The organism is Streptomyces zinciresistens K42, from assembly GCF_000225525.1.
In the GTDB taxonomy this organism is placed as follows: Bacteria; Actinomycetota; Actinomycetes; order Streptomycetales; family Streptomycetaceae; genus Streptomyces; species Streptomyces zinciresistens.
Window position 1 is genome coordinate 1 of record NZ_AGBF01000001.1, and the last position, 12,472, is coordinate 12,472.

At 69.3% G+C, this 12,472-nt stretch carries 15 protein-coding genes; 8 read left to right on the forward strand and 7 right to left on the reverse strand.

The features are described from left to right. The 3 genes from SZN_RS41190 to SZN_RS00015 form a co-directional block, all read left to right on the forward strand. Nucleotides 1–351, forward strand: a 351-nt coding sequence (locus SZN_RS41190) for a hypothetical protein (protein ID WP_007490318.1), incomplete at its 5' end; no start/stop codon positions are given. A gap of 211 nt (nt 352–562) precedes the next feature. Continuing rightward, on the forward strand, nt 563–1,321 hold the full coding sequence (locus tag SZN_RS00010; protein ID WP_043727090.1) for a hypothetical protein: 759 nt from the start codon (nt 563–565) through the stop codon (nt 1,319–1,321). A gap of 384 nt (nt 1,322–1,705) precedes the next feature. After that, nucleotides 1,706–2,236 (forward strand): hypothetical protein, encoded by a 531-nt coding sequence (locus SZN_RS00015; RefSeq protein ID WP_043727092.1) that lies wholly within the window; start codon nt 1,706–1,708, stop codon nt 2,234–2,236. 235 nt (nt 2,237–2,471) lie between these two features. Here SZN_RS00015 and SZN_RS00020 read toward each other — a convergent pair whose 3' ends face one another. From SZN_RS00020 to SZN_RS00040, 5 genes are all read right to left on the reverse strand, one after another. Beyond that, nucleotides 2,472–3,017, reverse strand: coding sequence for a hypothetical protein (locus SZN_RS00020; protein ID WP_043727094.1), 546 nt, complete (start codon nt 3,015–3,017; stop codon nt 2,472–2,474). A 213-nt stretch (nt 3,018–3,230) separates the two neighbouring features. Beyond that, a complete protein-coding gene (locus SZN_RS40770) occupies nt 3,231–4,112 on the reverse strand; it encodes a M48 family metalloprotease (protein ID WP_167546262.1) in 882 nt (293 codons plus the stop codon). A 272-nt stretch (nt 4,113–4,384) separates the two neighbouring features. Further along, the gene (locus SZN_RS42160) at nt 4,385–5,128 is read right to left on the reverse strand and encodes a ComF family protein (RefSeq protein ID WP_244313255.1); all 744 of its coding nucleotides are present in this window, start codon (nt 5,126–5,128) and stop codon (nt 4,385–4,387) included. Then, the gene (locus SZN_RS00035) at nt 5,125–6,090 is read right to left on the reverse strand and encodes a DNA-processing protein DprA (protein WP_007490327.1); all 966 of its coding nucleotides are present in this window, start codon (nt 6,088–6,090) and stop codon (nt 5,125–5,127) included. Before SZN_RS00035 ends, SZN_RS42160 begins: the two co-directional genes overlap by 4 nt. Before the next feature lie 176 nt (nt 6,091–6,266). Beyond that, entirely contained in the window at nt 6,267–7,517 is a 1,251-nt protein-coding gene (locus tag SZN_RS00040; protein ID WP_139063487.1) for a hypothetical protein, read from the reverse strand. Nucleotides 7,518–7,763: 246 nt separating this feature from the next. On the opposite strand from SZN_RS00040, the gene SZN_RS00045 reads away from it, so the two are divergent. Together SZN_RS00045 and SZN_RS00050 are read left to right on the forward strand one after the other, a co-directional pair. Next, nucleotides 7,764–8,489 carry a SpoIIE family protein phosphatase gene (locus SZN_RS00045; protein ID WP_007490332.1) on the forward strand — a complete coding sequence of 242 codons (726 nt, stop codon included), beginning with the start codon at nt 7,764–7,766 and terminating at the stop codon, nt 8,487–8,489. A 69-nt stretch (nt 8,490–8,558) separates the two neighbouring features. Further along, complete coding sequence (locus SZN_RS00050) at nt 8,559–9,083, forward strand: hypothetical protein (RefSeq protein ID WP_244313256.1); 525 nt, start codon at nt 8,559–8,561, stop codon at nt 9,081–9,083. A gap of 97 nt (nt 9,084–9,180) precedes the next feature. Here the strand turns inward: SZN_RS00050 and SZN_RS37980 are convergent, their stop codons facing one another. Beyond that, entirely contained in the window at nt 9,181–9,477 is a 297-nt protein-coding gene (locus SZN_RS37980; protein WP_078508299.1) for a hypothetical protein, read from the reverse strand. Between the two features lie 345 nt (nt 9,478–9,822). Here SZN_RS37980 and SZN_RS00060 point away from each other — a divergent pair, with 345 nt between their 5' ends. From SZN_RS00060 to SZN_RS00070, 3 genes are all read left to right on the forward strand, one after another. Beyond that, the gene (locus SZN_RS00060) at nt 9,823–10,929 is read left to right on the forward strand and encodes a hypothetical protein (RefSeq protein WP_007490337.1); all 1,107 of its coding nucleotides are present in this window, start codon (nt 9,823–9,825) and stop codon (nt 10,927–10,929) included. A 120-nt stretch (nt 10,930–11,049) separates the two neighbouring features. Beyond that, nucleotides 11,050–11,430, forward strand: a complete 381-nt coding sequence (locus SZN_RS00065; RefSeq protein ID WP_007490338.1) for a hypothetical protein — start codon at nt 11,050–11,052, stop codon at nt 11,428–11,430. Nucleotides 11,431–11,449: 19 nt separating this feature from the next. Beyond that, nucleotides 11,450–11,713, forward strand: a complete 264-nt coding sequence (locus SZN_RS00070; protein WP_007490340.1) for a hypothetical protein — start codon at nt 11,450–11,452, stop codon at nt 11,711–11,713. A 224-nt stretch (nt 11,714–11,937) separates the two neighbouring features. On the opposite strand, the gene SZN_RS00075 is transcribed toward SZN_RS00070, so the two are convergent. Continuing rightward, the gene (locus tag SZN_RS00075) at nt 11,938–12,438 is read right to left on the reverse strand and encodes a hypothetical protein (protein WP_007490342.1); all 501 of its coding nucleotides are present in this window, start codon (nt 12,436–12,438) and stop codon (nt 11,938–11,940) included. Nucleotides 12,439–12,472: the final 34 nt, after the last annotated feature.

Below are 12,472 nucleotides of genomic sequence, written 5' to 3' on the forward strand. Positions count from 1 at the left end.
GTCCCGGCTGTCGCCGTCGACCAGGTGATGCGACTGCACCTGAAAGCCACAGGCCGTCTCGCCGTAGTCGAGGTCACCCTGACCAAGCCGGGCAGCGGTGTCGTGACCGTCCCCCAGGGCACCCGCTCCCCCAAGCAACCCCAGGGCACTCTGGGACGCACCCGCAACGCTGCGGGCCGAGCCACCGGCTGGTACGTGGACGACGCGTGCGGCCACGACGGCCGCAAGCCGATCCGCGTCACCGGGCGCACCAAGGACGATGCCCTCCGAAAGTATCTGCGCGCGCTCGGCCTCTGGCCCGACGCGATCACCTACGCCCACTTCCACTACACGTCGCAGCGAGGCAACTGATCAATCGGCCGGAGACGGGGTGGCGCGGTCAGGGGCATGGCGTGGAGCTCGCCAAGCCCCGCGACGCCAGCCGTCCTAGCTGCACCTGGGCCACTGCTTCATTGCCGGACCCAGGCCAACCCTGAGCACCAGACCATCGAACGGCGACGGTCACGAGCTCGCCGTCATCCTGTTGAGAGAGGACCACTTGATGTGTAGTACGACGTCCCCCATGGCGGAGGGTCCGAACAGCGGAGCGGAGCCGGACGCGGTGGGCACGCTGCCCGAGTATGCGCAGGAGCCGGCGGTCGTCACAGCGCTGGGGGTGCTACGGGCGGGCGGTGTGACGCTGGCGACGGTGCCGGGCCGGAAGATGCTCTACCGGGAGTGGCACAGCGCGCAGGGGCCACAGGGCGCGTTCGTGTGGCCGGGGGCGGGCCGGACGCTGGAAGTGGTCTGGTTCATCAATGGGGCGCAGGACGAGCGGGGCATGAGGACGCGGGACACCCGGAGCGTGCGGGCCGCCCGTAACCAGGCCCTTGACGGCATCGCCTCGGTGTTCCAGGCCGCCGGCTGGAACGTGTGGCGGGTGGAGAGCCGCCGGACCGCTACCCGGCGCGCCCTTCGGATGGACGTGACACCACCGGCCGAGGACGACCCTCAGTCCGTCATCTCCGAGGAGGAAGCCGAAGCCCTGGTGGCCGAGTTCGGCATCGGGGAGGGCGACCTCGACGAAGCCGTGCACGACGCGGCCAACGAGGACGGGGCCGACGAGTACAACGGCGGCGCGCACCCGGAGTCGAGCGACGCGGACGCTTACGAGCAAGTTCACGAGGCGGCCGACGCGCGGGCGAGCAGCGTGAACAATCAGGGGGCAACGGCCCAGGTGCAGTTCCTCGCCGAATGCTGCGGCACCGTCGAGGGCCTCCGGTCACTCCTGGGGGATCTGACGTCGTCGCCTGCGGCGGCGAAGTCCATGTCCACCTCCTGACGCCCCCATCGCGGGCGGCGGCAGCGGAGGACCCCCCGCCCCGCAAGTTGCATAATTGGATTTAATCCCGTAGTGTGACAGTTGCAGTCAGGCTCCTGTAGCTCAGAAGGAAGAGCGGTCGTAAAACGGAACGACGACACGGTGGGACGGTTGCGGATGCACCGGGACCGGGCCCTGGCCAGCCAAAAGCTCCAGGGTTGGGGAACCTCAACGAGAAACCGCGCGAGCAGTTTCGAACCCCCGGCAGGGAAGCGCGTTGTCCAAGCCCACCTACTCGGCGCGGGTTCGAGTCCCGCCAGGAGCGCCTCTAGTTGCCATTCGACCGTAAATGCCTTACGCAGCTCAGAAGGAATCGCTAAATTGACTCGCCCCCGGCCTTTGCTGATGCTCGACGTCGACGGACCACTGAACCCATTCGACGCAAAGCCACACCGACGACCGCCCGGCTATCAAACACACCGCCTCAAGCCGGATAACTGGATTTCCCAGCACCCGGGGGTTCCTGAGAATCGAATCAGGCCCCTTCGTGTATGGCTCAACCCCGCACACGGCTCGGCCCTGATGGCGCTACCTTTCGATTTGGTCTGGGCCACCACCTGGGAGCACGACGCGAACGAGTGGATCGGTTGGCGTATCGGTCTGCCACGTGAACACGACTTTCCCGTCATCGAGTTTGACGACCAATTCACTATCCGCCCTGACGGTACCTACGTGAAAACATGGACGGTCGTCCAATATGCAGCAGGTCGCCCCTTCGCGTGGGTCGATGATCAAATCGAGGATGTCGACCGCGACTACGTCGCTCGACATCACAGTGGCCCCGCGCTCCTTCACCGCGTCGACCCACGCAAGGGGCTGCAGCACCACGACTTCGCCGCCCTCTCCGACTGGGCCTCACGGATCGGCAACGACTAACCCCTACACCCCCGGGGGCCGGCGTAACGCGGCGACCCAGGTCCGGGCGGGGCGGGCGGCGGGCATGACGTCAGAACGGCGTGCGACGGTCACGAGCCGCAGCGAGGCAGAGCGCACCGAGCTCCGGTGTGTCGCCTGCCCCTGACGCAACTGCGGAGAGGAGCTGCCGACGGATCCGCTGGACAGAACACCGCGCTCCTTCTTGGCCGGGCGCCCATCAGGGCCCCCGGCCGACTCACAGGCCGTCGCGCAGCAGCCGGTACAAGGAGTCAGGTGCCTCCAAGACGCCCCAGTTGCGGGGCGCGCACGGGCGCAGGGGCGGGGGCAGAACGATTCCCAGGTACGCACTGCCCCCGAGGTCCGACCAGGTCGGATCGATCACATAGCCGTTCGCGTCCGTACACCAGGCGTGGGCCGTCGGTACGGGGCTGCCGTCCGCGACGGCGAAGCCCTCGGTGTAGGCCAGGTGCGGGTGTTCCTGCTCGGTCGCCGCCGCGTTGGCGAAGCACTGCCGCTCCGGGAGGGCCTGGACCTCGGCCGGGAGGGCAGCGGGGATGAACCAGCGGCCGTGCGCGGCGACGAGCTCGTACACCGAACGATGCTTCCAGCTGGCGGTGCCGTCGTGGTCCAGCCGGCCCTCCAGCGCAAGGTGCAACTCCAGCCAGTCCAGAAGCACTTGCTCGGAGGGAGACGCCCGGCGGGCAGGGACAACAGCGCCGACGACGTCGCGGACCGTCGTCACGTCCGCCAGGACGCCCCCGCTGTCTGCATCACTCGGCATGCTTCCCTCCCCTGCCGGGGGCTCTCCCGGCGTTCCGGTCCGCTTCCTACCAGCACCGGAGGCTGCACGTCCAGCAGCAACGTGAGGCCGGACAGCGCGACGGGCCAGGACTCCTCGGGCGGGCATGCGAGACGAGACGGTCGTTCGCTCTGCCGGTGACCCGGCAGAGCCCCGACAGTCCGTCGGACAGCCTGATCAGCAGGCTTGCGAGGGTCAGCTGGTTGCCGGCACGTGCAGAGGGTGCCGGGGCAGGACGGCCGGTTGGCTGGGCGTCGGGGCGTGCTCGGCGAAGAGGATTCGAAGGCGCGTCGGTGGATGGGTGCACAGGCTGCGGGTCGTCGCCCAAACCCGGGGCAGGAGCGAGCGTGCTTGGTCGCGCTCAAGGTCCTCGCGCCACATGTCGGCCACAGCGGCCCGGCCGCAGAAGCGGACGGCCGCGAGGTCACAGGCGAGTTCGCCCCACCAGAAGAACAGGACGGTCAGCATCCAGGCGGCCGTTGCGGCAAGGAGGAAGGCAGGCAAGGACAGGAGGCCGGCGAGCAGGCCGACTACCGCCACGGCGAGGGACTCGGCGGCGAGGCGCTTGCCAGTGTCGCGGCGCTGGAGGTGGGCGAGCTCATGCTCCAGGACCGCGGGGAGGTGGGCGGTGTGACGGGGGTGGAGCCACCGCATGCCGAGCCAGACGTGTCCCCGGCCGCCGTGGCCGGTGGAGCGGGCATCGGCCCAGCTGCCGGTCTCGTCGGAGGTGCCCAGGGTGACCTTCTCCAGTCCACGCTCGGCGGTGGTGCGGCGTACGTGCTCGGTGGTCTGCCGCATCCTGGCAGCGATGCGTTTGTGCGTGTCGCTGTCGGAGGGGCGAGGCTTGCGGTCTGCGTGAACCTGCCAGGTCAGAGCCTGGGCTGTCGGCCCCAAGGCGACCGCCGACTGCTGACGGGCGCGCCCTTGAATCGCCCACAGCCCGCCCGCGGCCACCGCGACGGCGACGGCGATCCCGGCTGCCGGCCCGCGCAGGTGCGTCATGACGGCCTCGCTGATGATCGCCGTCGACACCACGGCCTGCGCGGCGTGGCGTTGCAGATTCTCCCCCAGTGTCATGGTGATCACCGTAGTCGGGCAGACGCGACCGTCCCGGCGTCTGCCGGTCGCGTCCCCTTCGCCTCGACACCGTGCCCATGGGGTCTCATGGCGGCCGCGGCGGCCGGTCCTCCGGTCTGCTACGGCGTGATGCTGCCGTTCTGGGTGTCGGCCCGTCGTGCGGCGGATGAGTTCCGTACGCCGGGTACAAGGCGCCGGGCTCTGTCCGCGACTGGTGCACCCACCAGTCCGACGTGACTGCAGGGCAAGCCAGCCCGCTCGCGACGGTGAGGTCATCCGCTCCAGGGGACGCGTGCGAGAACGAGTCCCCGGACGTCGGCGGCACCGGTCGCCCGGAGCCGACGCGCGACGTGCTGGAGCTGCGATCCGCTGGTGAGGACGTCGTCGACAAGGAGGACGGTGGCCCCTTTGATGTCGCCGGTGTCTCCGGTCCAGGTCAGAGCGGCCGCATGCGCGGCGGCGGCCGCGCGCTTCTCGTCAAGGGTGCGGCTCGCGGACCGGGCTGTCTCGGTCTGCTTCACCAGCCGGTGGCCGCCTGGCGGGCTGAGCGGGTACGCCCGTGTGACGTCCTCCGTGTAAGCGGCGTCCATGATCGCCTCGATGTGCTGGATGGGCTGACGCCCCTTGTGGGTCGGATTGCCGACGACATAGTCGACACCCCGCATGGCCTCGGGGTGGCTCTCCATCCAGCCGACGAGTAGGCGGCCGAAGATCATCGCCCAGCCCGTCTTCCCCTCGTACTTCAGTTTGTGGATCTTGTCGCGCAGGGCTCCGGAGTACATGGCCACCGCGTCGACGCGCGAGAACCCCCGTTCGGCCTCCGGCAGCGAGCACACCGCGTTGCTGCACGGCCTGCCGGGTGCGAGGCCCTGGGAGCAGACAGGGCAATGGGGCTCCGCGACGGGCTGGAGGGTGCGGCCGGCGCAGTCGGAGCACAGGCGGGCGGTGCCGGTGATGCGGTAGGCGCACACCGGGCAGTCGGGGAAACCTGCCGGATCCGGGAGACCTGCCGTCACAGGCCGGCCAGGGCGAGCTGCTGGCGCTGCTGTCCGGCGGCCTGGATGTCCGCGGCCTGGCCGAGGCGGTCGGTGATGTCGCTGGAGGCGGTGACCAGGATCGCCCGGCCCTCGTCGAGCATCTTCTTGGCCCAGGGCTGGGTGTCGGCGAGGGAGCGGATCAGGAAGACGAGCTTGCCGTGCTCGGCGGCCAGGCGGGCCTGCATCTTGGCGCCCGAGGTGCTGGAGGCCTCGATGACGACGCTGCCCAGGGTGGTGCCGGACGTGACGACGTTGCGGCGGGGGAAGGTGTACTTCGCCGGAGGGCTCGTGGGCCAGAACTGGCTCAGCAGAGCCCCTCCCGCGTCCAGGATGGCCTTGGCGAGCGGACGATTCTCCGCCGGGTAGATCGGGGCGGCGATGCCGGTGCCCATGACCGCGAATGTGCGGCCTCCGGCAGCGAGCGTGGCCTGGTGGGCGGCTGCGTCGATGCCCTTGGCGAGTCCGCTGGCGATCACGACGTCGTGGTCGACGAGCTCGCGGGCCATCCGGGCCGCCCGGCGCAGCCCGGCCTCGGAGGCCTGGCGGGTGCCGACGATCGCGATGGAGCGGGCGTCGCGCTGGTCGAGCTCGCCGCGGTAGAAGAGGAACGGCGGCAGGTTGCCGATCACCCGCAGGTTCGCCGGGTAGTCCTTGTCGAGGACCGTGACCAAGCGTGCGCCGATCTTGCCGGCCGCGGCCAGCTCGTCGTCGACGCGGGCGCGCGCGTCGTCGAGGCCGACGGTCAGGGCCTGCTGCAGCAGGGGGCGGTTCTTGGTTGCGGCACGTGAGTCCTCGTACAGCTGTCCGTCCATGAGCGCGGCCAAGCCCTCGGGGCTGTGGGCGCCGCGGGCGATCAGGCTCCAGTCGAGGGTGGCGTCGCCGGCGCGCAGCGCGCACAGGGTCAGCAGATCGTGCTGCTCAGCGGTGATATCGAGGTCCATCAAGGTGTCCTTCTACTCGTGGCCCCGGGATGTTCGAAGGATGAAGCGAGGTACTCGGGCCACTTCCCATCATGGCGTACGCGGTCCGCGTACGGGAGACAAGGGCACGGTCGACTCGATCCTCGGTACCGGCCGCCCGGGCCGCGCCGGCTCCGGCGGCCGCACAGAGGGCAAGATCATTCGGTGCTCTGCGCGGCGGCGATGAAGTGGGACATCGTGGCCTTCAGAGCATCATCGGGGCCCGGGCCTGCGGCTCCGGTGACGGGCGTCGTCACGAAGTTCGTGGCGGCCAGGTGGTAGCTGACCTGGAAGGGGTCGATCGTCGTGCCGGGTCGCAGCTGGTAGGCGGTGTGGCGAGAGGCGCCGTACTTGCCGATGGTCAGGGCGATGACCTGCTCCGCCTTGGCGCTGGTCAGGAGGGTGCGGGCCCATTCGATCGACTTGCCTTCGGTGGTGAAGTCGTCGAAGACGATCACGGTTTTGCCTTTGAGCTTGCCCTTGTACTTGGGGTTGATCCGGACGGTGCGGGCCTGGGCGCCGATCGAGATGTCCGCCGTGCTCGCCTCGCCGCGGCTCCTCCTCCACCGCTCCAGGCTGGTGTCGGGGGCCTGGCCGGTGCGCTCGAGGAGGTCTTCGCGGTAGTAGGAGCCGACCATGGCCTTGGCCTTGGTGAGGAAGCCGGCGAGCTGCTGGCTTACCTGGCCCGGGGAGCTGCTGGGGTAGACGCAGAAGAGGCTGCGGTGGGGCAGGGTGCCGTCGAGGTAGGCGGAGGAGAGCAGCCGCAGCATCAGGATGTCGCGGGCGTCTTGGGTGCCGACGGTGATGCTGCGGCCGCGGGTGAAGACGTCCTGGAGCTCGAAGGTCCGGGCAGGGGCCTGAGGGAAGCGCACGTTGGGGGGCAGCAGCGAGCGGATCTTGAAGGAGCGGGCGTCATCGTCGTGGCTGAAGGCCCAGCGAGGCTCGTCCAGGAGGAAGTGCTCCAGGAGCTCACCGACATCGCTCGGCTGGTCCGCCGACAGAGTGATCATGCCCTTCGCGTTCCGCACGTGGTTGGCCCAGCGGGCGAAGATGTGGACGACGCCGGCGTTGATGCCGGTGCGCCAGTCCAGCTCGGAGGTCCCCACGATGACAAGCTGATTTGCGCGCAGCTTGAGGCGGTCGGCGACCGTCAGCAGCCAGGCCGCGCCGCCGCGGGCCGGCTGGCCGGGGATGTCGTCACGGCACAGGTGGAGGGCGGGCGCGGGCAGGCCAGCGGCCCTCATGGCGGCCTCGGCGTCGAGGGAGTCGGTCGTGAGCAGCACGAAGGAGATGCCGCGTTCGCCGAGCCACTGCAGGAAGTCGGCGATTCCGTCGTGGGCGCGCCCGGGCGAGCGCAGGACCGCCTTGTAGTCGATCGCGACCGCGCGCACCGTGTTCATCTCGTCCATCGCCGCCCCCACTGCTGTGCCATGGTCATCAGCTGACCCTCCTGCCATGATCTCAGCCGGTCTGACCGCGCACCCTCGGTTTCCGGATCCCCCGCTCCCCTCGCAGCCGCCCGTACGACTCCGTCGACGGAGGATCGGTCACACACGTCACACCCGCCGCAACTTCGTCAAAAAGTCCACTCCTCTGCCTCGAGCGGCCTGTAGGGCGAGAGGGCCACACCGGCCCCTGGAACGGAGGCATGGACGATGGAAGAGCACGGCGCCCGCGCGGTGGCAGTCGAGAAGATCGTGGTGGGGTTGGCGCAGCGGCCTGGGACGGAACCGCCCTGCGCGGACGGAGCCGACGTGCAGCGCCGCGGTGACGTCGTGTGCGCCGCGGTGGTCGACGGGGCCGGCCATCATCCGGCCGTGGTCCGGTATGCGGCGATTACCCCGGCGGTCATCACCCACATCGGAATCGCGGTGGGCGGCCTGGCCGGCCTGATGACGGCCGGGCAGATGGCCGCGGCCTACGACCGGCCCCCGCACGCGTCCGCGGTCCTCGCCTGCGCGCAGCCGGGACAGCCGACCAGCGTCCACTGGATCGGGGACTGCAGGGCCTACGGGTGGGACGGGATCACGCTCAGGCAGTGGTCGACCGACCAGACGATGGGGAACTGGCTCCGGTGGAACGGGGGTGCCGCCGTGGAACTCGACGCCGTCAAGCATGACAACTGGTCGAGGCTCGGGTTGGCCCAGGCCGGGGCGGCGACGTGCCGGCAGGTTCAGGTCCCCTCGGAGGTCTCGTTGGTGCTGCTGATGTCCGACGGGGTCTCCGACCAGGTGCCCGCGGAAATGCTGGCCCGGCTGTGCCGCGAGCACGCGGACGACCCGCAGTTGCTCGCGGCGGCCTTGGTCGCGGCGGCCGCGGCGGACGAGGGCGGATATCGCGACGACGCCACCGTGATCGCTCTGCTCCGGGCAGAGGGGTGAGCACCCGCCCTGACCTGGTCGGGGACGGCTTGTAACGTTGACGGCATGTGTGTGGATATTCGTACAGTCTTGCGTAAGCAGGAGGAGGAGCTGCGGCGTTTTCGCCGGAGCCTTTTCTCCACGGACCCGGCCGACAGCGGCCTGGCCGCCGTGGTGCCCACAACCGTGCTGGAGCAGATGCGGGCGGAGGGAAAGACGGTGCCGCACAGTTTCGGACCGGTGCGTTCAGTGACTGACCGGCATGCCGTCCTGACCATCGTCGGGGACATCACGGACCAGGCCGTACTCCTGGAGCGGCCGGGCCGGGAGGGGAGCGTGCTGACGCTGTCGGTCGCAGCGAAGCACAAGCAGCTCGGCACGCGCCAGGCCGTTGACACGGCGGAGGCGCGGGCCTGGGTGGAAGCGATCGTGGGCCCGAGCTGGCTGCCGCATGTCTACTCTGCCGGCAACTTGAGCACCGTGGGCGGGACCTCAGCTCCGAGGCAGCTGACGACGGCGTACTTCTACCTGTTCCTGGGCGCGGACGGTGTCCCGCACGCGGAGCCGGAGCATGAGCTTGGCGTGACGCTGTCCCCGCTCACCGGCCTTGGCTGATGCGCCACTAAACTAAGCGGACGCCTGCCCGATTAAGTCCGGAACGCTTACGTGATCGCCGGGATATCCAAGGCTCATGGAATTACCCGATTCCGCCTTATTCCTGGTTGCCCACTACAGCGTCGTGGGGTTGGCGCTCGTCGTGGTTATCCGGGTGGTCAGGGTGGTCCCGCCACCGTTCGGCCAAATTCATGAGTTCCTGGAGAAGACTTTCGGCTGTAGCAAGGTCGTTGGCGTTTATGGCCTCGGCGAAGGTCTTTTCCAGATCATGGGCGGCGGTCCAATCGGCTTCGTACTCCTCGCGCCCGGCGGGGTACTGCTCGCCACGACGTTCCTCGAGCCGGTCGACCACGAACTGATAGGTACATACGCCGGTCTGCAGGTCAACGCGCATCGGTAGACATCCTTCGGTGGTCGGTGGTCGGTGGTCGGTGGTCGGTGGTCGGTGGTCGGTGGTCGGTGGTCGGTGGTCGGTGGTCGGTGGTCGGTGGTCGGTGGTCGGTCTGTCACCTGAGGGTCGCGCGGCACGGGCACGTCGAGCTGCACGATATGCCGCTGAGGGATCACCACCGACTCTGTATTGCTTAATTGGATTTATTCCTGTAATATCGAGGGTGAACCTCGGGTGAGACAGAGCCGCCGAGGGCCCGCTGCGGCCCACTGGCGCCTGCCCCGCAGCTCCCACCACTTGCCCCGGCGGCCGCTCTGCCGAGCCGCAGGCCGCCCCACAGGAGCCCTCGTGACCAAGACGACGCCCTTCGCCCCGATCCCCGCCGCACCTCCCACCGTCACCGGACTCGCCCGCCACGCCGAGCGAATGCGTGCACGGCTTGCCGACTTCTGGGGCAAGCCCGTCCGCGGCGTGCCGCTCGGCATGGACCTTTTCCAGGCCATGTACATCACCATGACCGGCGAGGACCCGACCGACGACGCTCTCAGCGCCTATCTCGCCCAGTGCGCCAACTTCGCCGCCGCCTACCGCACCAGCGATGTATGGGTCGCCCCTCACAGCATGGCCGCGCGCATCGCCGAGCACCCCTTCGTGAACAACGACAGCGTCGTCGCCGGGAACCTCGAAGACGCCGCCCCCGCCCGCGACGGGCTCGTCTACTTCCCCACCCCGATCAGCCTCGACGACCTACACCCGCTCTACGGCATGGCCTGGCACATGGAAGGCACCGGCGATGAGCTCGTCCTCGACGTCGAGACCATCACCGCCACCCGCCTGATCCCCACCCGCCTTCCGCCCCGGCTCGCCGCCTCCGCCGAACTGCCCCGTGGCCCGTACTGCCCCAACGGCGTGATCACCCTCCACGAGGGGATGCTCGGCGGCTACAGCAACTACCGCCTCTTCGGAGCGCCGGACCCGGCCAGCAGTCTCGCGATCCTCCTCGCCTTCTGGGATCTGCGCCGTCCCGCCGACGCGCCGGACACCCTCACCACCCCCGACGAGGACGTCGTGAGCGTCCCCCAGAACGACAGCACCGGCGCCAAGCCAACCAGCCGCAGCCGCAAGAACAAGCGCAGCAACCGGACCGTCCGCAAGCGCCGCATCCGCATCATCCGCGAACCCGTCCATGCGCAGGCCCCCAGCGACCCGGCCCGAGCGGCCACCGATGACTCCGGCCCCAAGTGGAAAGACGACACGCTCCGCTGGGAAGTCAGCGCGAGGTACCAGAACCGCTGCCCCAACCCCCGCCAGCACCGCGCCATCATCGAGGCCGGCGGCGAGTGCAAGCCCATCCGCGTTCCCGTCCAGGCGCACGTCAACGGCCCCAGGGGCCGCGACGTCGACCCCCGCCGAGCAGTGCGAATCGTCCCCCACCGATCCGGCACTCGCTCGTAACAGCCGCCCCGCCCCGGCCCGCCGCCGACCGCCGCGCGCGGGCCGAGCCGCCATCCCGCAGCATCACACCCAATGATATTGCTTAAATGGATTTATTGATGTAGGGTCGAGGTATCTACGGTGACCTTGATCCACGGAGGCATGATGCTCGTCCAGCAGTACGTATTCCTGGACATCGACGCCGTACAGGCCCTGACACCTGCTCAGGTAGAGACCTACCTCGCGAGCAAGGGCTGGACGAAGGCAGAGACGGAGCCGCCCGGCGGACAGATATGGACACGTCCCGACCACGAGCCCCTCCCTCCGCATCTCACGGCCCTCCCGGAGTACAAGCCCCACCTCGTGTGGCCGGGGTACGTGAAGTCCCTCACCAGCACCCGCTTCCGCGACTACGCCGCCCGCATCTGCGAACTGCTCCTGGCACTCGCCTTGTTCGAGCACCGGCTCGTCGCGGATGTGCTCGCCGATGTCCGCGCCCTTCCCGCTACCGAAATCCCGTGACTCCAGGAGGAGCTTCCCCATGACCCCCGACGAACTGACCGTGACCGGCCCGTGCTGGTCCTGTGCCGCCCTCACGACCATGTGCGCCCGGTGCGCCACCGCAGTGGAGATCGATCCTGCAACCGGGCAGCCGACTCTTGGCCGCACACCGACCTCGGTCCCGCGGCTTGTCTGCTCAGACTGCGTGACCGCCGCCAACAACCGCGCCCGCGAGCACGGGGGTCCGACCGTCGCGACCGAGCCCGAGCGCCACGCAAGCCACCGACAACACCTCTACATCTGACGGACCGGCGCCGCGGAACCCGGAAGACGGGGCCTGAAGCGCGCCGTCGGCCGCCGAGCACGCTCACCCGGTCGAGGCCTGGCGCGTCACAGCCGATTGTGGAGACGCCCGAGGAAGCGGCGCGGCGTCAAGCCGCGACGCGGGAGGCGTAGCGCCGCCTCCCGGTCAGCGGGGTCGGAGCGACCCGGGCGTATTCATCAGGAGCGCCGGGGGGGGCTGGAACGTCATGCCGGCTCGGGGACCCGGTGCCGCAGGAAGACGCAGGACTGCAGGCTTGCCAGGGCCGGGTGCGCCAGGACGTTCTCCAGCTCTCCGCTCCGGCCGGTCAGTACCCACGCGAACTTCCCGGGCACCAGGTGCGCCCACATGCCGTACAGCATCTCCAACGCGACGGTGCGCAGTTCGTGGGCGCCGAGCACCACGACCAGGCGTGGGGTACGCGTGAGTTCGGCAACGATCAGGCTCTCGGCATCCGCCAGGCTACGTGGCCGCGGGCCATGGGCACTGTCCAGGTGCAGCGCGGTGTACAGGGCATCCACCGCCGCAGCGCGGTCCCGCGGAGCCTTGGCATCGATCCACGCGACTTCCGGCGCCTCTTCGGACAGCTGTACCACCGCCCGAGTGACGGCCCCGGTGTACTGGAGTGCTTCCGGCCCTTCCACGCACATGATCGCCCTCATGGTGACGATCTCCTCCAGGTCTTCGTGCAGCTCCGTGTCGAGCACCGCGGGCCTCCCTGCCTGACGTCGTTTTACGGAC

Bases quoted from the DNA above. Each gene is read 5' to 3' on its own strand.
- SZN_RS00010 (WP_043727090.1), top strand. From the start codon at position 563: ATGGCGGAGGGTCCGAACAGCGGAGCGGAGCCGGACGCGGTGGGCACG.
- SZN_RS00015 (WP_043727092.1), top strand. From the start codon at position 1,706: ATGCTCGACGTCGACGGACCACTGAACCCATTCGACGCAAAGCCACAC.
- SZN_RS00020 (WP_043727094.1), bottom strand. From the start codon at position 3,017: ATGCCGAGTGATGCAGACAGCGGGGGCGTCCTGGCGGACGTGACGACG.
- SZN_RS40770 (WP_167546262.1), bottom strand. From the start codon at position 4,112: ATGACACTGGGGGAGAATCTGCAACGCCACGCCGCGCAGGCCGTGGTG.
- SZN_RS00035 (WP_007490327.1), bottom strand. From the start codon at position 6,090: ATGGACCTCGATATCACCGCTGAGCAGCACGATCTGCTGACCCTGTGC.
- SZN_RS00040 (WP_139063487.1), bottom strand. From the start codon at position 7,517: ATGGACGAGATGAACACGGTGCGCGCGGTCGCGATCGACTACAAGGCG.
- SZN_RS00045 (WP_007490332.1), top strand. From the start codon at position 7,764: ATGGAAGAGCACGGCGCCCGCGCGGTGGCAGTCGAGAAGATCGTGGTG.
- SZN_RS37980 (WP_078508299.1), bottom strand. From the start codon at position 9,477: ATGCGCGTTGACCTGCAGACCGGCGTATGTACCTATCAGTTCGTGGTC.
- SZN_RS00070 (WP_007490340.1), top strand. From the start codon at position 11,450: ATGACCCCCGACGAACTGACCGTGACCGGCCCGTGCTGGTCCTGTGCC.